Consider the following 23,679-nt stretch of genomic DNA (forward strand, 5'->3'; position numbering starts at 1 on the left):
CGCCGCGGCGGCGCGGCTCGCGCGCCGGCGCGGCGGCGGCAGGCATGTCGCCCGGCTGCTCGCCCTGGGTCTCCGCCGCCAGCTCGTCGCTGCGCTCCGGCGTGCCGCCATCCAGTGCCGCCGCTTCCGCCGGAATCTGAATCTGCTCGGCTTCCTGCATGCTGCCGAGTGCCTCGATGGCCTGGGCGCTGCGGTAGACATAGGTGCCCGACTTCTCGTCGCGGCCGAACTCGAACAGGCCGCGGGTCTGCGCTTCCTCGAGCAGGTTGCCGAAGGTGCGGAAGCCGTAATAGGTTTCGGAGAAATCCGGACGGCGGCGCTTCAGGGTGTCCTTCAGCAGCGAGGCCCAGATCTTGCCGGCGTCGCCGCGCTCGGAGACCAGGGCGTCGAAGGTCTCGACCACCATCTCCAGGGCCTGCAGCTTGCGCGCCTCCATCTCTTCCTTCTTGCGGTTGCTCTCGTCGGAAGGACGGCGGCCGCCTTGCGATTGCGAAGCGGGCTGGCTCTTGCGCTCGTCGCGCTTGGCGGCGGCGCGGCGCACTTCGCGCACCAGGTCGTCGTAGAAGATGAATTCGTCGCAGTTGGCGACCAGCAGGTCGGAGGTCGAATTCTTGACGCCGACGCCGATCACCTTCTTGGCGTTCTCGCGCAGCTTGGACACCAGCGGCGAAAAGTCGGAGTCGCCGGACACGATCACGAAGGTGTTCACGTGCGACTTGGTGTAGCAGAGGTCGAGCGCGTCCACCACCAGGCGGATGTCCGCCGAATTCTTGCCCGACTGGCGGACGTGGGGAATCTCGATCAGCTCGAAGTTCGCTTCATGCATGGTGGCCTTGAAGCCCTTGTAGCGGTCCCAGTCGCAATAGGCTTTCTTGACCACGATGCTGCCCTTGAGCAGCAGGCGTTCGAGGACGGGCTTGATGTCGAATTTCTCGTAATTCGCATCGCGCACGCCGAGTGCGACGTTCTCGAAGTCGCAGAACACCGCCATGCTGATGTTTTCTGAAGATGAAGCCATGTGTGTTGTTGAATTGTGTTGGTGGACAAGCTATCCGCCGGATTATACGCAACAACAGCAAATCCCCCTCAGCTCGCACGACTGGACAGCAGGCAGGAGGCGTAAGGACTGGTGAAGGGCGTGGCGCGGCCATCCGCTTCCCAGCGCGAACGGGTGATGGAGCCGATGTCGGCGCCGTAGACGTGGATGCTGACCGAGGTGCCGTCGGCCAGGGCATTCGATACGCGATGTATATCACCGATGCTGGGTGATACGAGATCGATATCACCGGCTTCCAGCTCATGCACCTGGCCGGCGACCAGCGGCCCGCCCGGCCGGGCCGGCAGGCTGAACTCCTCGCAGCGCTCCCGCCCCCGCAGCACGCCGACCATGCCCCACACCGTGTGATTGTGGATGGGCGTGCCCTGCCCCGGCCCCCACACCATCGCCGACACCGAGAAGCGCGCTGCCGGATCGAGGTGCAGCAGGTGGATGCGGTAGCTGGCCGGGTCGGGCTCGGTGAGGGCGGCGGGCAGCCAGTCGTCGTGCGCGATCAGGCCGGCCAGCAGGGTGCGGCCGTCGCGGAAGATCGTGGCCTCGCCGGCGCCGCCGTCGACCAGCCCTTCGAGGCCGCCGACGAAGGCCGCCAGCGGATGCGGAAGCCGCGCGTTCACGACAGCCTCTCGATGGTGGCGTGATCGGGCTCGCCGCCGAAGAAGCGGTCGAGGCAGGCCTGGAAGATCGCCTCGTCCGGGGCGACGTCGGCGAACAGGGTCATGCTGGAGTGGAATTTCATGTTGTCGGGCTCGCCGAAGATCTGGTCGACATCGCGATCCTCGTGCATCGCGACCGCGGAGGCGCACTCGCGCAGGCGCTTGCCCAGCACCGGGTGGGCCAGGTAGGCCGCGGCCTCGTCGGCGGAGCGGATCGCGTAGCGCTGCGCCATCTCGCTGCGCCCCAGCCCTTGCAGTTGCGGGAAGATGAACCACATCCAGTGGCTGCGCTTGCGTCCGGCGCGCAGTTCGGCGAGCGCGGTGGCGTAGACGTCGCGCTGGGCGTCCACGAAGCGTTGCAGGTCGTCGTCGGTGTCCATGCTGCTTTCCTCCTCGCGGTCATGCTACTACACTGGCGGCACCATGAAACCCGAACACCTGCAACTCCTCCTCGTCCGCGAAATGCCCTTCGGTAAATACCAGGGCAAGAAGATCGCGGACCTTCCCGGCCACTACCTCGCCTGGTTCGCGCGCGAGGGCTTTCCCCGCGGCGAGCTGGGCGAGCTGCTCGAACTGATGTACGAGATCGATCACAACGCCTTGCGCGGCCTGCTCGACCCATTAAAACGCTGACAATCGAATTTTTCGATCATAAGCCGCAAAACTACTCGTTTTTCTTCCCGATGCGGCCTCGCTATACTGGCTTCCATCGAGAACACACACAGGGAGCAAATCATGATCGAAATTCGCAAAAGTGAAGACCGCGGCGACGCCAACCACGGCTGGCTGAAATCGAAGCACAGCTTTTCCTTCGCCGACTACCACGATCCGCGCCACATGGGCTTCGGCCCGCTGCGCGTGATCAACGAAGACCGCGTCGCCGCCGGCGCCGGCTTCGGCACCCACGGCCACCGCGACATGGAGATCATCTCCTACGTGCTGGACGGCGCGCTGGAGCACAAGGACAGCATGGGCACCGGTTCGGTGCTGCACTACGGCGACGTCCAGCGCATGAGCGCCGGCAGCGGCGTGCGGCACAGCGAGTTCAACGGTTCGAAGACGGAGCCGGTGCACTTCCTGCAGATCTGGATCCAGCCGAGCGTGCAGGGCATCCCGCCGAGCTACGAAGAGAAACACTTCGACCAGGCCGAGAAACTGGGCAGGCTGCGCCTGATCGCCTCCAGCGACGGCCGCGAAGGCTCGGTGCTGATCCACCAGGACGCCTCGCTGTACGCGGCCATCCTGAACGGCGGGGACAAGCTGGAACACGCGCTGCAGCGCGGACGCCTCGGCTACGTGCACGTGATCCGCGGCCAGGTCGAGGTGAACGGCGTGGCCTTGAAAGGCGGCGACGCCGTCAAGATCGGCGACGAGGACAGCATCGGCTTCGCGAACGCCGACGCCGCCGAACTGCTGCTGTTCGACCTGCCGCGCTAAGCCCGGCCTGCCAACGGTAGTCGCACGCAGGCCACACAGCGGCGTCCGGAAAGGACTTGTTGCTCCCGGCTCGGTATAGAATCGAGCCTCAGAGCAACTTTCCTGCCCCTTTCATGAGCGCACAACCCACCGTCCTGGTCGTCGAGGACGACGTCCACATCGCCCACGTCCTCACCTTCATGCTGGAACGCCAGGGCTACCTGGTGACCCACGTCGCCGACGGCCGCGCCGCAAGCGCGCACGTGACCGGCAATCCGGCGCCGGACCTGGTGCTGCTGGACGTGATGCTGCCCTATGTGGACGGGTTCGAGATCGTGGGCCTGATCCGCGCCCAGGCCGGCTGGCAGGAAACCCCGGTCATCATGCTGACCGCCAAGAACACCGAGCGCGATACCGTGCGCGCCCTGGATGCCGGCGCGGACGACTTCATCATCAAGCCCTTCCAGCCCCAGGAACTGCTGGCCCGCCTGCGCCGCTTCCTCAAGACCGCGGCCTGACGGCGCGGCCTTCCGGTGACCCTTCCCACGCTTGCGATCGCGCCCGGCATCGGCGCGCCTTCCGACCCGATCCTGGCGGCGGCCTTCTGGACCGGCATCGCCGCCCTGCTGCTGACCCTCCTGCTCGGCCTGCAGATCGTGCGCCTGCGCGTCTCGCTGCGCGCCCGGGAGCGGCGCCGCGCACGTACGCTGGCGCGCTGGCGGCCGGTGCTGAACGCCGCCATCGTCGGCGACAGCCCGCGGGAGCTGCCGCCCCTGCTCGCCTCCGAACGCCTGCACTTCATCAAGCTGTGGGTGCACCTGCACGCCTCGCTGCGCGGCGAGGCCGGCGCCGCCCTCAACGCCATCGCGCGCCGCCTCGGCCTCGACACCGAAGCGCGCGCGATGCTGGGCCGGCGTGCCCGCACCGAACGCCTGCTGGCGACGCTGATGCTGGGCCACCTGGGCGACCGCGAGGCCTGGCCCCAGCTGCTGCGCCTGGCCGGAATGGACGACCCGACCCTGTCGCTGACCGCGCTGTGGGCGCTGGTGCGGATCGATCCGCAAGCCGCCGCCGAATACCTCACCCCGCTCTTCGTGGAACGCGAGGACTGGGCCATGTCGCACGTGGCCGGCATCCTGCAGCAGGCCGGCACGCCGGTGGCGGCGGTGCTGGCCGGGATGCTGCCGCGCCTCGGCGCCGAGCGCCTGCCGCGCGCCCTGCGCATCGCCGAAGCCCTGCGGGTCGAGCTGCCGGCCACGACCCTGGCCGCCGCGCTGGCCAGCGAGTCCATCGCCGTGGTCACCGCCGCCCTGCGCATCGTCAACACGCCGCTGCTGCAGGACCAGGTGCGCGCCCTGCTGGCGCACGCCGACTGGCAAGTGCGGGTGCAGGCCGCCAAGGCCCTCGGCCGCATCGGCGACCGCAGCGACGTCGAACGCCTGGTGGCCCTGCTGGCCGACCGCGAATGGTGGGTGCGCTACCGCGCCGCCCAGGCCCTGGCCGGGCTGCCCTGGCTGAAGCGCGCCGACCTCGACGCTCTGCGCGCCTCGCTGGAAGACCGCTACGCGGCCGACATGCTGGCCCAGGTGGTGGCCGAGCAGGATGCCGCCGATGCGAAGCAGGCCACGCCGGCCGGCGCGGCAATGGAGGGCGCATGAATACCCACCACCTGCTGATCCAGTTCGTCACCTGGTTCGTGCTGTGCTACTTCATCCTGCTGAACGGCGGCTACCTGCTCCTCAACCTGCTGTCGCTGCGCACCCTGCACCGCAAGGGCCAGGAAGAGATGCTGGACGACCTGCCGCGCGCCTATTCCGGCCTCGAGCCGCCGGTCAGCATCCTGGTGCCGGCGTATAACGAGGAGGCGAGCATCGCCGCCTCGGTGCGCTCGATGCTGCAGCTGACCTATTCCGAATACGAGGTCGTGGTGGTCAACGACGGCTCGAAGGACGGCACCCTGGACGTGCTGAAGCGCGAGTTCGGCCTGCTGCCTTTCCCGGAAGCCTACCGCCGCCAGATTCCGACCAAGGAGATCCGCGCGATCTACCGCTCGACGCGCTTCCCGAACCTGCGCGTGATCGACAAGTTCAACGGCGGCAAGGCCGACTCCCTGAATGCCGGCATCAATGCCGCGCGCTATCCGCTGTTCTGCGGCGTCGACGCCGACTCGGTCCTGCAGCGCGACAGCCTGGAACGCGTGACCCAGCCTTTCCTGCGCGACCCGACCGTGGTCGCCACCGGCGGCACCATCCGCATCGCCAACGGCTGCGAAGTCAGCGGCGGCTTCCTGACGAAAGTAGGCTTGCCGCGCAATCCCTGGGCCCTGTTCCAGGTGGTCGAATACCTGCGCGCCTTCCTGTTCGGGCGCCTCGGCTGGTCGGCCGTGAACGGCATGCTGATCATCTCCGGCGCCTTCGGCGTGTTCCGCAAGGATGCCGTGGTCAGCGTCGGCGGCTACCGCCCCGACACCATCGGCGAGGACATGGAACTGATCGTGCGCCTGCACCGCCTGCTGCGTGCGCGGCGCCAGCCCTACCGCATCGAATTCGTGCCCGACCCCGTGTGCTGGACCGAAGCGCCGGAAGACTTCAAGACCCTGAAGAACCAGCGGATCCGCTGGCAGCGCGGCCTGGCCGAGAGCCTGAACGCCAACTGGGGCCTGATGTTCTCGCGCAACGGCGGCGTGCCCGGCTGGCTGGCCTTCCCGTTCATGCTGCTGTTCGAGTGGCTGGGGCCCCTGGTCGAGGTGGGCGGCTACCTGTTCATGATCGTCTCCTTCCTGACCGGCGACATCTCCTGGCAAGCCTTCTCGACCTTCATGTTCGTGGCGATCGGGCTGGGCATCCTGCTGTCCGCCTCCGGCCTGCTGCTGGAAGAGATGTCCTTCCACATCTACCCGCGCGGCAAGCAGCTGCTGGCCCTGGGCGTGGTGGTGCTGGTCGAGAACCTCGGCTACCGCCAGCTGAACACCTGGTGGCGCCTGGTCGGCCTGTTCCGCTGGGCGATGCAGAAGGAGGCGACCTGGGGCGCCATGGCGCGCAAGGGCAGCTTCGCGGACAAGCCGTGAGCGCGCGCGCCCTGCTGCTGTCCCTGTCCGTGATGAGCGCCCCCGCCCACGCCGCCTGGCTGCACCTGTGCCCGCAAGGCGCCGCAGCGGCCGCCGCGCCGCCGGCCGCGCCATTCGCCGATACTGTCGGCGGCGACGGTGCGCGCCTGCGCTGGCAGGCCGACAGCCAGGCCGAACGCCCCGGCTGCACCAGCACCGCGCTGCCGCCCGGCGCCAGGGTCGAGACCCTGTTCCCGCTCGGCCCCGCCGAAGAGATCGAGCGCACCGTCCTGCTGCACGGCCGCGTGCGCGAAGGCCGCTTCGCCGTCAGCGAGCACGTGCTGCCCTCTTCCCGTCCCGGCGTCCCGAAACCCGGCATCATGCCGCTGCGCGCCAACCTGCTGGAGCGCATGCAGGCGCGCGCCTTCGGGGTCGAGGAGCGGGTCCGCATGAAACTCGAGGGCGGGCGGCTGACGGTCGACTGCGGCGCCGGCACCCGGCCGGCCGGGATCCTGCTCAGCGGTCCCTGGTTCCTGCCGCGCGCCCGCCTGCGCCTGGCGGCCGCGTATGCGGGCGGCGCCGGCTTTTCGCTGCAGGCGGCCGACGGTGCCCGCGCCGCGCGCGAAACCGCATTGAACCTGGGCGAACTGCCCGCGCAGCCGGCCGCCGGCGCGCGGCAAGCCTTCACGCCGGCGCTGCCGGACACCCTGGACCGCGCAAGCTGGAAGCACTTCGTCCTGCAATGTCCGGCCCAGGCCTCCAGCCTGGCGCTGGACTCCCTGTCCATCGAACCCGATCCGGCGCCGGGAGCCCGGCCGGCGGCGCGCTCGACCTGGGTGTGGAAGGCGGCCGACTGGCGCGAGCATGGCGCCGCGCTGCTGGACTGGGCCGCGGCGCAGCGGGTGCGCGAGCTCTTCATCACCGTGCCGTTCAGGAAGGAGGCGGTCCAGGAACCGGCGCGCCTTGCCGCCTTCGTGCGCAGCGCAAGCGCGCGCGGCATCCGCGTGCTGAGCGTGGACGGCGACCCGCACATGGTGCTGCCCGCGCAGCAGCCGGCGCTGGCGCGCATGGTGCACGCTTACACGAGCTACAACGCCGGCGTCGAACCGGCCGCGCGCCTGGCCGGCCTGCAGTTCGACGTCGAGCCCTATCTACTGCCCGAGTACGGCGCCGGCAAGGTCGACTGGGACGCCCGCTACCTGGCGATGGCGCACACCCTGCGCGAGGCGGCCGGCAGCCTGCACCTGGAACTGGTGGTGCCCTTCTGGTGGGATGGCAAGACCGCCCTGCTGGACGGCCTGGCGCCCCTGGCCGACGCCCTCGCCGTGATGGACTACCGCACCGATCCGGCCCAGGTGCGCGAATTCGCCATGCCCTTCCTCGACTGGGGGGCGCGCCATGGCAGGCAGGTGCGCATCGCGCTGGAAGCCGGCGAAATCGCCGCCGAAACCCAGCGCCGCTATGTGCGTACGCGGGCGGGCGAAGCGGCCGACCTGCTGCGCCTGACGGCAGGCGGTCAGCAGGTGCTGGCCCTGCTGCGCGAACCGGTGGCCGCGGCGGCGGGCGCCGAGGGGTTCCGCCTGCAATCGACCCGCGAGATCGACGGCAGCGCCACCAGCTTCCATCGAGATAAACAATCCCTGCTGCGCCTGCTGCCCGCGCTGGAATCCGACTTCAGCGCCTGGGATGAGGCCTTCGGCGGCATCGCCCTGCACGAGCTGCGTTGACCTTGCGTCAAATCATCGCGCGGGTATTTACACCCTGAAAACAACGCTTCCCACTGTTTATAGAACACCATCTTCTTTCCGTGTATTATTAATTTCCGGTAATAAATACAACCCAGATCACGCCAAGGAGAGGCTCATGACGTTCCGGAAAATCAAGCAGGCCTGCATGACGATGGCCCTGGTGCTGGCCTGCCTGCCGGCCACGCAGGCGGTCGCGGGTCCGCTGGACGAAGCCAGGGCGCGCGCCCACCTCGACGCCGTCGCCGCCGGCGACCTCGAGGCCCTGATGAAGGACTATCCCGAGGATGCCTATATGGAGTGGGTCGGCGGACCGCTCGACGGCCGCTACCGCGGCAAGGAAGCGATCCGCGCCGTCTGGCAGAAATTCATCGCGGTCAACGAAGGCAAGCCGCGTCCCGCCACATTCGGCAAGCTGAGCGCCTTCGCCAATCCGAAGGGCGCCTCGGTCCAGCAGCGCGCCGACTACGGCGGCAAGCTGCCGCTCAAGGTCCTGCACGTCCTGACCTACCGCGAAGGCGAACTCACCACCGAACTCTGGCAGATCGCGCCTGCCATGCAGCTCGACCAATAAGGACGCCGATGGTCCTGCGCGCGTCCCTGCCGGCCCTGCTGCTCGTCCTCGGCTTGCCGCTGGGATCGAGCGCGGCCGGCGCCACCCTGGACGCGCGGGTCGCGACGCCGGCCGGCAAGCCGGTGCTCGACGCCGTCGTGGTGCTCGAGCCGCTCGCCGGCGCCGGGCCGGCGGCCAGGAACCGCCCGCATGCCGTGATCGAGCAGCGCGGCGCCGAATTTTCTCCCTGGGTGACGGTCGTCCAGACCGGCACCGCGGTCGACTTCCCGAACAACGACACGGTCCGCCACCACGTCTACTCCTTCTCCCAGCCCAAGCGCTTCGAGATCAAGCTCTATGCCGGCAAGCCGGGCCAGCCGATCACCTTCGACAAACCGGGCGAGGTCGTCATCGGCTGCAATATCCACGACTGGATGGAAGCCTATGTGCTGGTGGTGGAGTCGCCGTATTTCGGCAAGACCGGGCCGGACGGCCAGGTCCGCATCGCCAACCTGCCGGCCGGGCGCTACCGCCTGCAGCTCTGGCATCCGCTGCAAAAGGCGCAGGCGGCCGCCAGCGAGATCGAGCTCGCCGCCGCACCGGCCAGGCTGAACCTGATGCTGGACGCGCGGGCGCGCGAGCCCAAGCCGCACACGGCGGTCGACCAGGACAGTTACTGAAACAAGGGAAGCATCGTTCATGGGTCTCAGCTCGCTCCAGCGCCGCATCGTCCTCGTGTTCGTGGGCCTGCTGGTGCTCGTCATGGGCCTGGTGCTGACCCTGGTGCGCGAGAGCAGCGCGCGCATCGTCGGCAGCGAAGGCAGCAACAGCCTGGTGGTCGGCGCCAAGGTGTTCCAGCGCCTGCTCGACCAGAACCAGCGCCAGCTGGAGACGGCGGCCAGCGTGCTGTCCGCCGACTTCGCCTTCCGCGAAGCGATCGCGACCCAGGACCAGCCCACCATGCGTTCGGTGATCCGCAACCACGGCCAGCGCATCCACGCCCAGGTCATGATGGTGGCCGACACCGACGGCGCGCTGATCGCCAGCTCCCAGCGCGAAACCGCCGCCGGCGATGCCTTCCCCTTCCCCGACCTGCTGGCGGAAGCCGAATCGAGCGGGCGCAGCGCGGGCTTCCGCCAGATGCGCAACGGCCAGCTCTACCAGGTGGTGCTGGTGCCGATCATGGCGCCGCGCCGCATCGCCTGGGTGGCGATGGCTTTCCGGGTCGACGACGGCTGGGCGCGCGACATGGCCGAGGTCACCGGTCTGGCCGTGCACGTGGTGCGCTTCGGCGCGCGCGGCCCGGTCCTGCTGGCCTCGTCCTTCGACGCGAAGCAGCGCGCCGCGCTGAGCCTGAACCGCTTGCCGGCGGCCGGCCAGCAGGCCCTGCTCGACGTCGGCGACGAAACCTGGCGCACCATGCGCCTGCCGCTGGACGGCGCCATGCAGGCCGTGCTGCAGCTGCCGGTATCGTCAGTGGAAGCACCGTTCAGCCAGTTGCTGCAGCGCCTGCTGTGGGTGGTCGGCATCGCGATCCTGGTGTTCGCACTGGGCAGCATCACGCTGGCGCGGCGCATCGTCAAGCCGCTCGAAGAACTGTCGGAGGCCGCGCACCGCATCGCCCAGGGCGACTACGGCCAGGCGCTGCCGGCCCTGCCGCAGGACGAGATCGGCCGGCTGGCCACCAGCTTCGCCCATATGCGCGACGGCATCGCCAGCCGCGAGGAGCGCATCGTGCGCCTGGCCTACGTGGACGGCCTGACCGACCTGCCGAACCGCACCCGCTTCCTCGAGACCTTCGCCCGCCTGCCGGCCGGCAGCTCGCGCGCGGTGGCGGTGCTCAACATCGACCGCTTCGCCATGATCAACAACGCGCTCGGCTACCAGGTCGGCGACCGCCTGTTGCGCGAGGTCGGCGAGCGCATCTCGACGCTGGCGCCGCCGCCGCTGATGGTGGCGCGGCTGTGGGGCGACCACTTCGCCTTCCTGCTCGAGATCGAGACCGAGGATTGCGCACGCGCCTTTGCCGGCGCCGTGCTGGAGCAGCTGCAGGATCCGATCACCTTGGACGGCCAGCGCCTCGACATCGGCGGCAGCATCGGCATCGCCCTGTATCCGCAGGACGGTACGGACGCGGGCACCCTGCTGCGGCGCGCCGAGCTGGCGCTGGCGGCGGCCAAGCGGCGCCGCTCCGGCCTGGCCTTCGCCCACGAGGCGGGCGCGGAGCCGGCGCCGGAGCAGCTGTCCCTGATCGGCGACATGCGCGCCGCGATGGCGAAGGGCGAATTCCTGCTCGCCTACCAGCCCAAGCTGGACCTGGAAAGCGGACGCGTCAATGCCGCCGAAGCCCTGCTGCGCTGGCGCCGTCCGGGCAGCGGCATGGTCCCGCCGGGCAGCTTCATCCCCTTCGCCGAGCAGACCGGCTTCATCCGCGAGATCACGCCCTGGGTGCTGGACGCCGCCATCCGCCAGCTGGCGCAGTGGCAGGCGCAGGGACTGGACATCGCGGTCTCGGCCAACCTGTCGACCCTCGACCTGCTGGATCCGGAACTGCCGCGGCGCGTGAAGGCCCTGCTCGAGTTCCACCGCGTGCCGCCGGCGCGCCTGTGCCTGGAGATCACCGAAAGCGCCCTGATGGACGAGCCGGCGCTGGCCCTGTCCCACCTGAACGCGCTGGCGGCGCTCGGGGTGAAACTCTCGATCGACGACTACGGCGTCGGCCAGGCCTCGCTGGCCTACCTGAAAAGCCTGCCGGTGAACGAACTGAAGCTTGACCGCAGCTTCGTCACCGCGATCGCCGACTCGCCGCGCAACGCCGCCATCGTGAAGTCGACCATCATGCTCAGCCACGCGCTGGGGCTGTCGGTGGTGGCGGAAGGCGTCGAGACCGCCGAGGAGCTGGACTGGCTGCGCGCCAACGGCTGCGACGTCGGCCAGGGCTACCGCATTTCGAAGCCCATCATGGCCGCGGAGCTGGCGGACTGGATGGCCGCATACGATCGGGACACGGGCTTGCGGATCGCCGGCTGATGTCCTGGCGCGGGGTTGGAAGCGTGCATCGACGAGACCCGGCACTGACAAGCAGCTCATGAAAATTCATGATTTTTGGTTAGCATTTTTTTCCGCTCGGCAATAAAATAGATGTTCAGCGCGGGGCTGCCAACAGGATAAAACCATGAATTTACAACTGCCGAACGATATTTACATCAGCGTCCTCGCCGAAATCGATTCCATCCTGAGGACCCTGCACGAAATACAATCCGACAAGCACGTTGCCAAGGCAAAGGAAAAAGCTGTCGAGATCTTCAGCAAGCTCAGCGACGAGCTGAAATCGGATATTCAATCGCTGAGCCAGCACGCCGAATGGGAAACCTTCACCATCGCGTTTTATGGCGAGACCAATGCCGGCAAGTCGACCATCATCGAGACGATGCGCATCCTGCTGCAGGAACCCGGCAAACTGGCGGAACAGCAGGAATTCAGGGCATTGCAGGAAAAATACGGCATCAGCGCGGAACGTCTCGCGGAATTGCGTGCGGCCGTCGAGGAAGCCGACAATACCTGCGCGAGGTGTCAAGGCAGCCTCGACCAGCTGGAGCAGGCATACCAGGAGCGCGCCCAGGGTTTGCGCGACAAATTGCAGGCCTTGCAGCAGGCTATCCGGATTCACAAGGAGCAGGCATCGCTGTGGCAAAAGGTGGTCGATCTCTTCGTCACGCTGCCGGAGCAAAAACAAAGTGCCGCGCTGGAAGCGGAACTGCAAGGGGTGGAAGCGGAACGGCTGCAACAGCAGACGCCGCTGAAACAGGAATACATCGCGGCACAGCAGGCGCATGGCGCCCGCAAACAATCGCTCCAGGAAGCGGAAGCGGCCTTGTCGCACCTGGCCAGCCATGCCGACGGCGCCATCATCGGTGACGGCCACCCCGATTTCACGCTGAAAACGACGTCCTACAAGTTCGACAGTGGAGAAGAGTCGTTTGCCCTCCTCGACATCCCGGGCATCGAGGGCAAGGAACCGAAGGTGCTGGACGCCATCTGGGCCGGCGTCCAGAAGGCGCACGCCGTCTTCTATGTGACGAACAAGGCCGCGGCACCCCAGAAAGGGGACGAAGACCGCCCGGGTACGCTGGAAAAAATCCGGCAGCACCTTGGCGCGCAGACCGAAGTCTGGACCATCTATAACAAACGCGTCACCAATCCGATCCAGCTGGCCCAGGACGAGCTGATCAGCGAAGACGAGCGGGCCAGCCTGCGCGAACTGGATCGCCGGATGGCGGAGGTACTCGCCGACAAATATCGCGGCACGGTGAGCTTGAGCGCGTATCCGGCCTTTCTTGCGGCGTCGACCTGCCTGCTGCCCGACTCGCAAAGCGCCGGCAATAAAACGAAGTTCATGAAAAAACTCAGCCAGCAGGACCTGCTGCGAAAATCCGGGGTATCGGGTTTTCATGAACTGCTGGCCAGGAACCTGGTCAAGGATCACAAGGCCAAGATTACCCGCTCGAATTTCAACAAGGCGAATCTGGTCGTGCGCGCCAGCACCGAGCAGGTGACATCGACCCTGCGGGATTCCTTCAAGCCGCTGGCGAAGGAATTACAAAAGGATGCGGATCAGGCGCAATTGCAACTGGATACCGCCCTTGACGCACTCAAGACCCGGCTGGAATCCCAGGGAGAGAATGCGATCTCCGAGTTTACGAATACGGTGCGCAAGAAGATCTACGACAAGATCGACGGCGATATCGGCAACGATGATTTCAAGGATGCCTTCGAACGCCTGATCAGGCAGCAGCAGACGGTCCTGGTCGACAAGCTGCCAGCGATCATGCAAAACGAAGTCAATAAATTCCAGAAACAGATCGGCGACATCGTCGAGCGCTTCCAGGCTTTCGCCGCCGAGCTGCTCGATGCCTACGGCAACATCCGCATTTCCGGCCTGGGCGGCTCATTCGACCTGAAGATCGACATCGACAATGGCATCAACCTGCCGGGCTTGCTGGGCGCGGTGGTCGGCGGCGTCTTGCTGTTCTGGACGCCCGCCGGCTGGGCCGTCCTGGCAATCGGCGCGGTAACCGTATTGGTGGGCGCCGTGAAGTCGGTGATCGGTTTCTTCAGTGCCGATTACAAGAAATCGCAGCAGCGCAAGACTGCCGACTCCAATCTGGAACGCATTACCGACAAGATGCGCGAATCACTGCGCGAAAGCCTCGGCTCCGCCCTCCCGCAACTGGAACCGAAGGTCGAAGCGCTGAAGGCAGCCCTCGACATGCCTGCCGCCCAGATCGGCGACATCGTCAAGATTCTCGCCCAATCCGAACGTCAACTGAAAAAACTGTCTCACACCATCGAAACCGCAGGGGCCTTGTAATGGATAACACGCTGGACGCGTTTAAAGCACAACAATCGAAATCTCTGGAAGTATTAAGGAAGCTGCAGGAATTCCTGCAGGAAGGCGCACAGGTTGGCGTTCCAATCGATCCCAGCCTGAAACAAAAGCTCGATGGCGCCGTGCAGGCGGTCGCCGGAGAAAAACTGAAGGTCGCGCTGGTCGGTGGCTATTCGGACGGCAAGACCTCGATCGCCGCCGCATGGATGGAAAAGCTGGACAAGTCCACCATGAACATCAGCCATCAGGAGTCGTCCAACGAAGTGCGCATCTACGATGTCGGTTCCGATTTCGTGCTGATCGATACCCCCGGCCTGTTCGGCTTCAAGGAGCAGGTCAATGCGGAAACCAACGCGATCGAGAAGTACAAGGACATCACGAAAAAATACGTCAGCGAAGCGCACCTGATCCTGTATGTGATGGACCCGACCAATCCGATCAAGCAAAGCCACCAAGATGACCTGGCATGGCTATTCCGGACCCTGAACCTGCTGCCGCGGACGGTATTCGTCCTGAGCCGCTTCGACGAAGTAGCGGACGTCGAGGACGAAGCCGAGTACAAGCGGACCCTGGCCATCAAACAGGCCAATGTCGCGGGCCGCCTGACCGAGCTGATCGCGCTGCAGCCGCAGGAGACGGCGGCACTGTCGATCGTCGGTGTGGCCGCCAATCCTTTTGACATGGGCACCGCACACTGGCTCGCCAATCTCGAACAGTTCAAGGCCCTGTCGCATATTGCTTCGCTGCAGGCGGCGACCACGCAAAAAATCGCCGCCAACGGCGGTGCGCTGGCCATCGTGCAGGAAGCCAAGAACAGCGTCATCCGCGACGTGTTGTCGAAACAGCTGCCGGTCGCGATTGCGAATGACGAAAGGATCGCCGTCGAGGTCGACAAGCTCGAGAGCATGAGCACGCGCCTGAGGAAGCAGCTGGTCGGCGCCAAATCCCAGATTACCGATGTGCGCGGCAGCCTGCGTGGGTTCGTCGTGGATTACTTCGCGGACCTGATCCTCCAGGCAAAGGGCGTCAACATGGATACCTTTTCCGATTTCTTCGAGCGCGAAGTCGGGAGCGAAGGCATCATGGTGTCCACGCGCCTGCAGAACGAGTTCGAACGCCAGCTGAAATCCGTGACCCAGGAAATCAGCAACATGAAGATCGGCTTCGATGCCGAGATCAACCATTTCAATTCCACCATCAAGCAATTCGGCAAGCAAGGTCTGGACTACCTGGTCAAGAGCAAGGTCATCAATAACACGACCGTGCTGGCCACGCGCGACGGCGTCGTCACCGCGGCCAAGTACATTGGCCTCGACCTCGGCAAGATGCTGAAATTCAAGCCGTGGGGCGCGACGAATCTTGCGAAAGGCGTCAACGGCGCCCTCGCCGTGGTCGGCCTCGCACTGGAAGCCTGGGACAGCTGGGAGCAGGCCGAGCGTCGCAAGGAATTCCAGAAGGCCATGGTCAAGATGATCGAGAACTTCGAATTGCAGCGCCAGGAGCTGGTCGCGCTGATCGATGGCGAAAAATTCACCGAACAGTTCTTCGCAAGCTACATCGAGCTGCAACGCGATGTCGCGGAAGTCCAGAAGGACGTGGAAGCCCAGCGCGAGCAGCGTTCACGCTTTCGTGCCTGGCGCGAAAGGGGCGAAGCTATCGACGTCGAGTTCGCGGAAGTCGTCAGCTAGATAGCGGCTGGCCGGTGCGTTCGGCCAGGATGCTGTTGAGGCGGTGGCGCTGGTACAGTATCTCGCGCGCCTGGATCTCGATGTCGGTCGCCATGCCCTGGGAGCCGCCATGCGGCTGGTGGATCATGATGCGGGCGTTCGGCAAGGCATAGCGCTTGCCGGTGGCGCTGGCCGCGAGCAGGAAGGAAGCCATGCTGGCGGCGAAGCCCGTGCACAGGGTCGACACGTCCGGCTTGACGAACTGCATCGTGTCGTAGACCGCCATGCCGGCGTACACCGAGCCGCCCGGCGAATTGATGTAGAGCGAGATATCCTTGTCGGGATTGTCCGATTCCAGGAACAGCAACTGGGCGACGATCAGGTTGGCCGACTGCTCGGTCACCTCGCCGACCAGGAAGATCACGCGCTCCTTCAGCAGGCAGGAATAGATGTCGAAGGCCCGTTCGCCGCGCCCGGTCTGTTCGACGACGGTGGGCACCAGCCCGAGTCCCTGTGGAAAATGTGCAGCCATGACGGTCCTTTCGCGCCAGAATGGAATCGAGGCTCGATTCACTGTCCGCCTGACGCCTGCCGAGGGCGCCGCGTGACGGCAATAAAAATATGCCGCCTCCCTGTCACATCCGGGCGGCGCCAGGCGTCAGGCAGCACCAGCACCGCGACAGGAGACCCGCCATGCCCTGCCCTACCGATACCGACGTCCGCCTCTTTGAACAGTTGCGCCCGCGCCTGACGGCGATCAGCCGCCGCATCGTCGGCAGCGAAGCCGAGGCCGAGGACGTCGTGCAGGACTGCTTCCTGAAATGGCATGGCGCCGAGCGTGCAAGCCTGGCGACGCCGGCGGCCTGGCTGACCACCGTCGTGCAGCACCAGTCGATCGACCGCCTGCGCAGGCGCGCCCGGGACGAGGTGGCGGCGCACGCCGCGATGCAACTCATCCCCGCGGCGCCCGTCGCGCTGCCGGAAGACGGCTTGCTGCGGGATGCCGAACTGGCCGGCGCGCTGGCCCGCCTGCTGGCCTGCCTGACGCCGCCCGAGCGCCTGGCGCTGGTGCTGCGCGAAGCCTTCGACTGCGAACATGCGGACATCGCGGCGGCGCTCGGCACGACGGCGGTGAACGCCCGCCAGTACCTGGCCCGCGCGCGCAAGCGCCTGCGCCGCATCGAGGACGGGGTAGCGCCGGACGAAAAGCTGTGCCGTGAACTGGTGCGCCGCTTCCAGGCCGCGATCAACGGCCGGGACCTGCCGGCGATGGCGAGCCTGCTGGCGGCGGAGCAGCCGGTGTCGGTGCGCGAGGCGCCGGCCAACGATGCCTCCTATGCGCGGGCGCTGGCCGCCTGAGTCCCCGACCGCGGCGTCCATTACAATGGGCGCCCGCTTTCATCCGCCGACAATGCCATGACCGCACGTATCCATATCGCCGCCGCCCTGCTCCTGAACGCCGAAGGAAAAACGCTATTGGTGCGCAAGCGCGGCACCGGCGCCTTCATGCAGCCCGGCGGGAAGATCGAAGCGGGCGAGCGTCCCGAAGACGCGCTCGGCAGGGAATTGAAGGAGGAACTGGATATCGATGCCGATATCGCACGGGCGCGCTTTCTCGGACGTTTCAGCGCGCCGGCCGCGAATGAGCCGGGCTTCGAGGTCTGCTGCGAGCTGTATGAAATCCTGGTGGACGCGGCTGTCGTGCCCGCGGCCGAGATCGAGGAGGCGGTCTGGGTCGATGCCGATTCCGCGACGGCGCGCGAACTCGCCCCGCTGACCCGCGATCACGTGCTGCCCCTGTACCGGCAAAGGCTAGCCGAGCGCCCGGGCCTCGATACGGTCGAATAGTCCGGGATAGCGCAGCACGAGATCGTCCTCGTCCACGTCCAGTCCGGCCTGGAAGTCGCTGCCGATCCCTTCGTACAGGACGCGGCCCGGCGCGATGCGGGTATAGGCCTGCCGCGCCCGCGTGCACGCCATCTCGGGAATATGCACGTACGCCACCTCGATCAGCGTGCGCCGAGCGAGCGCGCCGCCGAGGCGGCGCAGGGGCAAGGTATTGGTGAAGCAGCTGGCGGTCAGGTCGACGTCGATGGCGCCGTCGAGCGCTTCGACCGGCTGGCCGGCGCCGTCGGTCCAGCGGCCCTGCCCGTCGCCCAGCAACACCAGCCGCCCGCCGCCGAGGCTTTCCACGCCCAGCCGGCGCACGCGCCAGCCGGCATCGCAGAGGATCTCGTAGCGGACGGCGTAGGGCTCGCCGAAGCGCTCACCGATGATCATCCCTTCCGCGCGCACGCCGGCGTCGTCCACGCGCAGCAGCAGGTGTTCGAGGCCGTCGCCCTCGACGGCCTTCCAGCGGACTACCCGGGGCGGCTCAGGCGAGCGCATAGGCGACGGTCAGTGCGACTTCGCCACCTGCCTGTAAAAGGCTGTCGAGGATCATCGTGTCGGACTCGTTCAAGAAGGGGACCGATGACAACTTAGCACGAACGCATGGCGCGGACACTTAAGCCGTCGTTAAAGCCGGCAGCTCCAGGAAGAAACTGGTCCCCTCGCCTTCCACGCTCTCGAAGCGGATGCGCCCGCCGTGCTCCTCGACGATGGTCTTGCAGATGTTCAGCCCCAGCCCGGTGCCGCCCTTCTGGCGCGAGTCGGCCGAATCGGCCTGGGCGAAGCGCAGGAAGATGCGCTCGCGGAAGGCTGCCGGAATGCCGGCCCCATGGTCGATCACGGCGATCTTCAGCATCCCGCCGGCGCGCTCCAGGCGGGTCAGCACTTCGCCGCCCGGCGCGGAAAACTTGATCGCGTTGGACAGCAGATTGGTCAGCACCTGGGTGAGGCGGTCGCGGTCGACCTCCGCGCGCAGGCCCTGCGCATCGCCGGCCGCCTCGACGGCCAGCCGCACCCCGGCCTGGGAAGCGAAGCTGTCCATCGCCGCCACCGCGCCCTCGACTACCGGCGCCACCGGCTGCGCCTCGAAGCGGTAGTCCATCTGCCCCGCTTCCATCTTCTGGATGTCGAGCACGTCGCCGATCAGGCGCACCAGGCGCTCGGAGCTGGCGCAGGCGACGCCGACCAGGCCTTGCGCATCCGCCGGCAGCTCGCCCGCCATGCCGTCCTTCAGCAGCGACAGCGAGGCGCTGATCGCGGTCAGCGGCGTGCGCAGCTCGTGCGAGACGGTGGAGATGAACTCGTTCTTCATGCGCTCGACCTGCTTGCGCTCCGAGACGTCGTGCAGGAACACGCTGAAGAACACGCCCTCGCCGGTGCCGACCAGGCCGACCGTCATCTCGGCCGTGATCTCGGCGCCGTCGCGCCGCACCAGGTTGCGCTCGACGCGGTGGCCGAGCAGCGCGAGCTCGCCGGTCTCGCGGAAATGCTGGAGGGCCCGCTGCGCGCTGGACCGATGGCGCTCCGGGATCGCCAGCTCGGCCAGCATCCGGCCGACGGCTTCCTGGCGGGTCCAGCCCAGCATGTCCCTGGCGGCCGAGTTCCAGTCGGTGATGCGGCCGTCGAGGTCGACGCTGATGAAGGCGTCCTGGGCGGTCTCGATGATGTTGACGATGCGCTGCTGGCTGGCGCGCACCGTGCTCAGGGCCTGTTCCAGCTCGCGGGTGCGCTGCTCGACCCGCAGTTCGAGGGTGGCGTTCAAGTCTTCCAGCTCGCCCCGCCGCCGGACCAGGTCGGCCACCAGCGCGTTCAGGGTGCCGGACAGGGTCTCGACTTCCTCGTAGCCGCCGCGGCCCGGACTGATGGTCACGGGTTCGCCCTCGCGGATGCCGCGCGCCGAACGCGCCAGCTCGTCCAGCGGGCGGGTGATGCGGCGCGCCACCAGCACGCCGGCCATCGAGCACAGGCCCGCCAGCAGGATGCCGGCGGTCAGGCCGTATTCGCTCAGGCGGCGTACCGGCGCGTAGGCGTCGTCGACGTTCTGGCGCACCAGCACGGTCCAGCCGAGGCCGGGATATTCGGCATAGCCGTGGCCGCGCGCGAAGCCGACCAGGTAGGAAACGCCGTCCGGCCACTTCTCGACCAGGTAGCCGTCCTCCTTCTGAAGCTGCGCCGACCGCAGGCTGTCCAGCGACAGGGTCTTGCCCTGCCAGCCCTCGGGACCGAGCAGGACCACGCCCTTGGCGTCGACGATCAGTGCCTCGACCTGGCGCCGCGCGGCGATCGGCGCGATCACCGAGCGCTCGACGTCGCGCGCCCATTGCCAGGACAGGTGCACGCCCAGCACGCCCTCGGCGCGGCCGGCATCGTCCCGCACCGGAAAGGCGACGTCGACGAAGCGCCAGGGTTCCTGCTGCTGCGGCAGGAACTTGGCCAGCAGCACGGCCTCGTGCACGTCGCCGGCGTGCACGCCCTCCAGGGCGTTGGCGAACCACGGACGCTTCGATACGTCCGCCCCCTCCAGCAGGCCCCTGGCCGCCACCTGTACCTTGCCGTCCATGCCGGCCACGCCGATCCAGCTGTAGTAGCCGTAGCTGTCCTGGAGCTGGTTCAGGGTCTCGCGGCGCCGCGTCAAGGGGGTCTCCGGGCGCAGGCCGCGGCGCTGCGCCAGCAGGTGCACTTCGCGATAGCGTTCGTACATGCCGCGCTCGAGCTTGTCGGAGGTCTGCAGCGCCAGCTCGGCCAGGCTGTGGCCGATGTTGGACTTGACCTGTTCGGTATTCCTGCGTTCGATGACGGTGACGAGCAGCACCGACAGGGCCACGGTCAGCAGGGTGAAGGCGAGCGCCAGCCAGGCGCCCAGGCGGCGCGGCAGCAGATTGCGGGGAAAGGAGCGTGAGGACGGCATCGGGATCATCGGGGAAAAGGCCGCCGCCAGCGTAGCACACGATGATGCCCTACGGACACAATGTGAACGTGGGTAAACATCCGGCGCCACACGGCCATGTCGGATTTCCGCTAAACTTCAGGTTTAGTTGCGAATAAACCGCAGGTTTATTTTTGCTAAACCTTAGGTTGATCGCATCAATCGTTATCGCTTCAGGAACCAGCCATGCAAGACAACGCCGCCGCTTCGTCCAACCTCGTCGACTACGTCACGTCGTGCACCCTGCCGACGCCGTGGGCGCAGTTCACGCTGCACGCCTTCGTCGAGCATGCCACCGGCAAGGAACACCTGGCGATGACGCTGGGCGACCTGTCCACGAGTGAAGCGCCGCTGATGCGCATCCACTCGGAGTGCCTGACCGGCGACGTGATGTTCTCGCAACGCTGCGATTGCGGCGCCCAGCTCGAAGGCGCGCTGAAGAAGATCGCCGCCGAAGGCCGCGGCATCCTGCTCTACCTGCGCCAGGAAGGCCGCGGCATCGGCCTGGTGAACAAGATCCGCGCCTACCGCCTGCAGGAAGCCGGCGCCGACACGGTCGAAGCCAACCTGCAGCTGGGCTTCCACGCCGACGCCCGCAACTACGAACTGGTGCAGCCGATGCTGGCCCACTTCGGCATCGAGGCGGTGCGCCTGATGACCAACAACCCGCGCAAGATCGACGCCCTGACCAAGCTCGGCTTCGACGTCGCCGAACGCGTGCCGCTGCTGGTGAACCGTAATGCCTTCAATAACAGCTACCTGAATACCAAGCAGGCGAAGCTGGGGCATATGATGACGCCGGCGGCCGAGCCGGTTCTCGACGGCGAACTGTAAACGTCGTTCCCGCCTTCGCGGGAACGGCGGCTAGCTAGCGCTAGCCGCCCCCATCTTCTGGCAAGATGAACTCCAGTCATCTTGCCAGCGACGAATGGAATGCGCCCGCTCCCGCTTGTCACCCTCTTGTGCCTGCTCTGCGCCATTGCCGGCGCCGCGCCCGTTGCGCAGAAGAGCGCTTCGACGGGCGCCGCCGCCAAGCAGGCGCCGCAACCGCCGCTGGTGATCCCTCCCGCCACGCCGCCCGCCACCACGCCGCCCGCGCCCCTTCCCGGCGAAACCGACGAAACCGCGGCCCTGCCGCCGCCCTCCACCGCCGCCCAGGACCTGTACTCGGCCGCCAAGTCCGACCTGCTGCAGATCCGCATGCTGCTGAAGAACGGCCGCAGCCAGTCCTCGGTCGGCTCGGGCTTCCTGGTCGGCACCGGAAGGCTGGTGCTGACGAATTACCACGTGGTGTCGCAGATGGCGCTCGACCCCGACGTCTATATCGGCGAGTACGTCGATACCGACGGCAAGACCGGCCCGGTCGAGCTGCTGGCGGTCGACGTGCTGCACGACCTGGCGGTGGTGCGCGTGAACCGCGACGGCACCGGCTTCTTCCAGGTGCCCGATCATCCGGTCAGGCTGACCCAGGGCCAGTATCTGTACTCGCTGGGGAATCCCCTCGACCTCGGCTTCGCGATCTCGGAGGGCGCCTACAACGGCGTGGTCACGCGCAGCTTCTACGACCAGCTGATCTTCACGGGGCCGATCAACTCCGGCATGAGCGGCGGCCCCAGCGTGACGGCGTCCGGCACCGTGGCCGGGATCAACGTCTCGAAGCGCCGCGACGGCGAGTCGGTCAGCTTCCTGGTGCCGGTGCGCTTCGCCCAGGAGCTGCTGCGCAAGGTCGCCGCGCAGCCGCACCCGCCGAAAGACTTCAATCCGCTGATCGCCCAGCAGCTGCTGGCCCACCAGCGCGAGATGATCGACCGCCTGCTGGCCGAGCCGCTGTCGATCAAGACCATGGGCCCCTACCACGTGCCGGTGCGCGAATCGCAGCAGCTGCGCTGCTGGGGGCGCACCAACTTCCGCCTCGAAGCCGAATTCAGCGGCGATTCCGTCAGCTGCGCGATGGAGGTGGCGGTCTACGTCTCCGATTCCCAGCAGACCGGGCATGTGTCGATGTCCCACCTCTACCTGCGTTCGGCCGGCATGCATCCGCTGCAGTTCGCGGCGCTGGCCAGCACCCGCTTCCGGGTCGACCGCATCGGCGCCTCGCGCGACGTGCGCCTGACCCGCCCGTCCTGCACCGAGCAGTTCGTGCACACGGCCAGCCTACCGCTGCGCGCCGTCACCTGCGTGCGCGCCTACCGCAAGTTCGCCGGGCTGTACAACTTCACCCTGCTCACCGCCAGCACCGACGACGGCCAGGCCAGCCTGCAGAGCCGCCTCGACCTGGCCGGCGTCTCCTACGAGAACGGCATGCGCGCCACCCGCGCCTTCCTGTCCTCGCTGGGACGGACCCAGCCGCGGAAGCCGGCGCGATGAGCGGCCCCTGGTATATCGAAACCCTGGCGCGCAACGGCGACGTGCTGCAGCGCCACTGCGTGGACGCGCTGCCGATCCGGATCGGCCGCGGCTACGATAACGAGCTGATTCTCGACGACGACTACGTGGCCGCCAGCCACGCGCGCATCGAACTGGACGATGCCGGGCGCCTGGTGCTGCGCGACCTCGGCAGCAGGAACGGCCTGAACCATCGCGGCAAGCGGCTGCAGGAGGTGGTGCTGTCCGAGGATACCGTGGTGCGCATCGGCCATACCTCGCTGCGGGTGCGGGCGGCGAGTTTTCCGGTGGCACCGGAACTCGAGGATCGCACCTTCCACCGCTGGGAGGGCGCGCTGCCCGGCAGCGCCGGCATCCTGCTGGCCGGCGCCTGCGCCCTGTTCGCGCGCTGGCTCAGCGACACCCAATACTTCGAATTCGCGCGCTATTTCGAGGCGCTGGCATGGGGCGTCGGCGCGGCCCTGCTGTGGGCCGGCATGTGGGCCTTCGCCAACCGCCTGTTCGGGCGCCATGCGCGCCTGGGCCGCCACCTGTTCGTGTTCGGCTGCGGGCTGACCGCGCTGAGCCTGCTGGCGATGCTGTTCGCCAGCGCCGCCTATGCCTTCTCGGCCGAGTTCTTCACCCGCTATGCCTCGCACGCGGCGACCTTGCTGGTGGCCGGCATGCTCTATTTCCACCTGTGCACCGTCAATCCGCAGAACCGGCTGCGCTACCGCTGGATCGCCGCCGGCCTGGCGGTGCTGGGCTCCGGCCTGATCCTGACCTACAACCTGCAGCGCACCGGACGCCTGTCGGACGAGCTCTACATGGCGGTGCTGATGCCGCCCGGGCTGCGGGTCAGCCGCGACCACGGCATCGACGAATTCATGCGCGAGGTCGAAGGCATGAAGGCGCCGCTCGACCGCAGCCGCGGACGCAAGCCGGGAGAAGACGAACTGGAAAATTAATTCCA

General features: G+C 67.1%; 21 protein-coding genes and 1 pseudogene. 16 read left to right on the plus strand and 6 right to left on the minus strand.

Annotation, left to right across the window (positions count from 1 at the left end; all coding sequences use genetic code 11):
- The 3 genes from AC1DOQ_RS17735 to AC1DOQ_RS17745 all read right to left on the minus strand — a co-directional run.
- Positions 1-1,018: NYN domain-containing protein (locus AC1DOQ_RS17735; RefSeq protein WP_477367041.1), on the minus strand; the 1,018-nt coding region annotated here is incomplete at its 3' end.
- Between the two features lie 68 nt (positions 1,019-1,086).
- Complete coding sequence (locus AC1DOQ_RS17740) at positions 1,087-1,671, minus strand: cysteine dioxygenase family protein (protein ID WP_477367044.1); 585 nt, start codon at positions 1,669-1,671, stop codon at positions 1,087-1,089.
- On the minus strand, positions 1,668-2,090 hold the full coding sequence (locus AC1DOQ_RS17745; protein ID WP_477367047.1) for a DUF1810 domain-containing protein: 423 nt from the start codon (positions 2,088-2,090) through the stop codon (positions 1,668-1,670). Before AC1DOQ_RS17745 ends, AC1DOQ_RS17740 begins: the two co-directional genes overlap by 4 nt.
- Positions 2,091-2,133: 43 nt before the next feature.
- Between AC1DOQ_RS17745 and AC1DOQ_RS17750 the strand changes: the two genes are divergently transcribed.
- The 11 genes from AC1DOQ_RS17750 to AC1DOQ_RS17800 all read left to right on the plus strand — a co-directional run bounded on the left by AC1DOQ_RS17750 (position 2,134) and on the right by AC1DOQ_RS17800 (position 15,547).
- Positions 2,134-2,343 (plus strand): DUF3820 family protein, encoded by a 210-nt coding sequence (locus AC1DOQ_RS17750; RefSeq protein WP_442121751.1) that lies wholly within the window; start codon positions 2,134-2,136, stop codon positions 2,341-2,343.
- Between the two features lie 102 nt (positions 2,344-2,445).
- Positions 2,446-3,147 carry a pirin family protein gene (locus AC1DOQ_RS17755; protein ID WP_477367050.1) on the plus strand — a complete coding sequence of 234 codons (702 nt, stop codon included), beginning with the start codon at positions 2,446-2,448 and terminating at the stop codon, positions 3,145-3,147.
- Positions 3,148-3,260: 113 nt separating this feature from the next.
- Complete coding sequence (locus AC1DOQ_RS17760) at positions 3,261-3,644, plus strand: response regulator transcription factor (RefSeq protein WP_477367053.1); 384 nt, start codon at positions 3,261-3,263, stop codon at positions 3,642-3,644.
- Between the two features lie 15 nt (positions 3,645-3,659).
- Positions 3,660-4,784: a HEAT repeat domain-containing protein gene (locus AC1DOQ_RS17765; RefSeq protein WP_477367056.1), complete on the plus strand. Its 1,125-nt coding sequence runs from the start codon at positions 3,660-3,662 to the stop codon at positions 4,782-4,784.
- On the plus strand, positions 4,781-6,193 hold the full coding sequence (locus AC1DOQ_RS17770) for a glycosyltransferase family 2 protein (protein ID WP_477367059.1): 1,413 nt from the start codon (positions 4,781-4,783) through the stop codon (positions 6,191-6,193). Before AC1DOQ_RS17765 ends, AC1DOQ_RS17770 begins: the two co-directional genes overlap by 4 nt.
- Entirely contained in the window at positions 6,190-7,899 is a 1,710-nt protein-coding gene (locus AC1DOQ_RS17775; protein WP_477367062.1) for a hypothetical protein, read from the plus strand. Before AC1DOQ_RS17770 ends, AC1DOQ_RS17775 begins: the two co-directional genes overlap by 4 nt.
- 136 nt (positions 7,900-8,035) lie before the next feature.
- Positions 8,036-8,491, plus strand: coding sequence for a nuclear transport factor 2 family protein (locus tag AC1DOQ_RS17780; RefSeq protein WP_477367065.1), 456 nt, complete (start codon positions 8,036-8,038; stop codon positions 8,489-8,491).
- 8 nt (positions 8,492-8,499) lie between these two features.
- Positions 8,500-9,150, plus strand: coding sequence for a methylamine utilization protein (locus AC1DOQ_RS17785; RefSeq protein WP_477367068.1), 651 nt, complete (start codon positions 8,500-8,502; stop codon positions 9,148-9,150).
- Between the two features lie 19 nt (positions 9,151-9,169).
- Positions 9,170-11,500, plus strand: a complete 2,331-nt coding sequence (locus AC1DOQ_RS17790; protein WP_477367071.1) for a putative bifunctional diguanylate cyclase/phosphodiesterase — start codon at positions 9,170-9,172, stop codon at positions 11,498-11,500.
- Between the two features lie 145 nt (positions 11,501-11,645).
- The gene (locus AC1DOQ_RS17795; RefSeq protein ID WP_477367074.1) at positions 11,646-13,841 is read left to right on the plus strand and encodes a hypothetical protein; all 2,196 of its coding nucleotides are present in this window, start codon (positions 11,646-11,648) and stop codon (positions 13,839-13,841) included.
- Positions 13,841-15,547: a LeoA/HP0731 family dynamin-like GTPase gene (locus tag AC1DOQ_RS17800; protein WP_477367077.1), complete on the plus strand. Its 1,707-nt coding sequence runs from the start codon at positions 13,841-13,843 to the stop codon at positions 15,545-15,547. The genes AC1DOQ_RS17795 and AC1DOQ_RS17800 overlap by 1 nt, the downstream gene beginning before the upstream one ends.
- Before the next feature lies 1 nt (position 15,548).
- Here the strand turns inward: AC1DOQ_RS17800 and AC1DOQ_RS17805 are convergent.
- Positions 15,549-16,058: pseudogene (locus AC1DOQ_RS17805) on the minus strand (ATP-dependent Clp protease proteolytic subunit); the annotation flags it as partial.
- A 161-nt stretch (positions 16,059-16,219) separates the two neighbouring features.
- On the opposite strand from AC1DOQ_RS17805, the gene AC1DOQ_RS17810 reads away from it, so the two are divergent.
- Together AC1DOQ_RS17810 and AC1DOQ_RS17815 are read left to right on the plus strand one after the other, a co-directional pair.
- Positions 16,220-16,885 carry a sigma-70 family RNA polymerase sigma factor gene (locus tag AC1DOQ_RS17810; RefSeq protein ID WP_477367080.1) on the plus strand — a complete coding sequence of 222 codons (666 nt, stop codon included), beginning with the start codon at positions 16,220-16,222 and terminating at the stop codon, positions 16,883-16,885.
- Between the two features lie 57 nt (positions 16,886-16,942).
- Positions 16,943-17,374 (plus strand): NUDIX hydrolase, encoded by a 432-nt coding sequence (locus AC1DOQ_RS17815; RefSeq protein WP_477367083.1) that lies wholly within the window; start codon positions 16,943-16,945, stop codon positions 17,372-17,374.
- On the opposite strand, the gene AC1DOQ_RS17820 is transcribed toward AC1DOQ_RS17815, so the two are convergent.
- Both AC1DOQ_RS17820 and AC1DOQ_RS17825 read right to left on the minus strand, forming a co-directional pair.
- Positions 17,339-17,914, minus strand: a complete 576-nt coding sequence (locus AC1DOQ_RS17820; RefSeq protein WP_477367085.1) for a putative glycolipid-binding domain-containing protein — start codon at positions 17,912-17,914, stop codon at positions 17,339-17,341. The genes AC1DOQ_RS17815 and AC1DOQ_RS17820 overlap by 36 nt on opposite strands.
- Before the next feature lie 118 nt (positions 17,915-18,032).
- Positions 18,033-20,324 carry a sensor histidine kinase gene (locus AC1DOQ_RS17825; protein ID WP_477367088.1) on the minus strand — a complete coding sequence of 764 codons (2,292 nt, stop codon included), beginning with the start codon at positions 20,322-20,324 and terminating at the stop codon, positions 18,033-18,035.
- A 204-nt stretch (positions 20,325-20,528) separates the two neighbouring features.
- On the opposite strand from AC1DOQ_RS17825, the gene ribA reads away from it, so the two are divergent.
- The 3 genes from ribA (at position 20,529) to AC1DOQ_RS17840 (ending at position 23,674) form a co-directional block, all read left to right on the plus strand.
- On the plus strand, positions 20,529-21,176 hold the full coding sequence (gene ribA / locus AC1DOQ_RS17830; protein WP_477367091.1) for a GTP cyclohydrolase II: 648 nt from the start codon (positions 20,529-20,531) through the stop codon (positions 21,174-21,176).
- Between the two features lie 99 nt (positions 21,177-21,275).
- Positions 21,276-22,709 carry a S1 family peptidase gene (locus tag AC1DOQ_RS17835; protein WP_477367093.1) on the plus strand — a complete coding sequence of 478 codons (1,434 nt, stop codon included), beginning with the start codon at positions 21,276-21,278 and terminating at the stop codon, positions 22,707-22,709.
- Positions 22,706-23,674 carry an FHA domain-containing protein gene (locus tag AC1DOQ_RS17840; protein ID WP_477367096.1) on the plus strand — a complete coding sequence of 323 codons (969 nt, stop codon included), beginning with the start codon at positions 22,706-22,708 and terminating at the stop codon, positions 23,672-23,674. The genes AC1DOQ_RS17835 and AC1DOQ_RS17840 overlap by 4 nt, the downstream gene beginning before the upstream one ends.
- Positions 23,675-23,679 lie beyond the last annotated feature (5 nt).

The sequence above is a fragment of the Massilia sp. 01N417 genome (assembly GCF_056399645.1).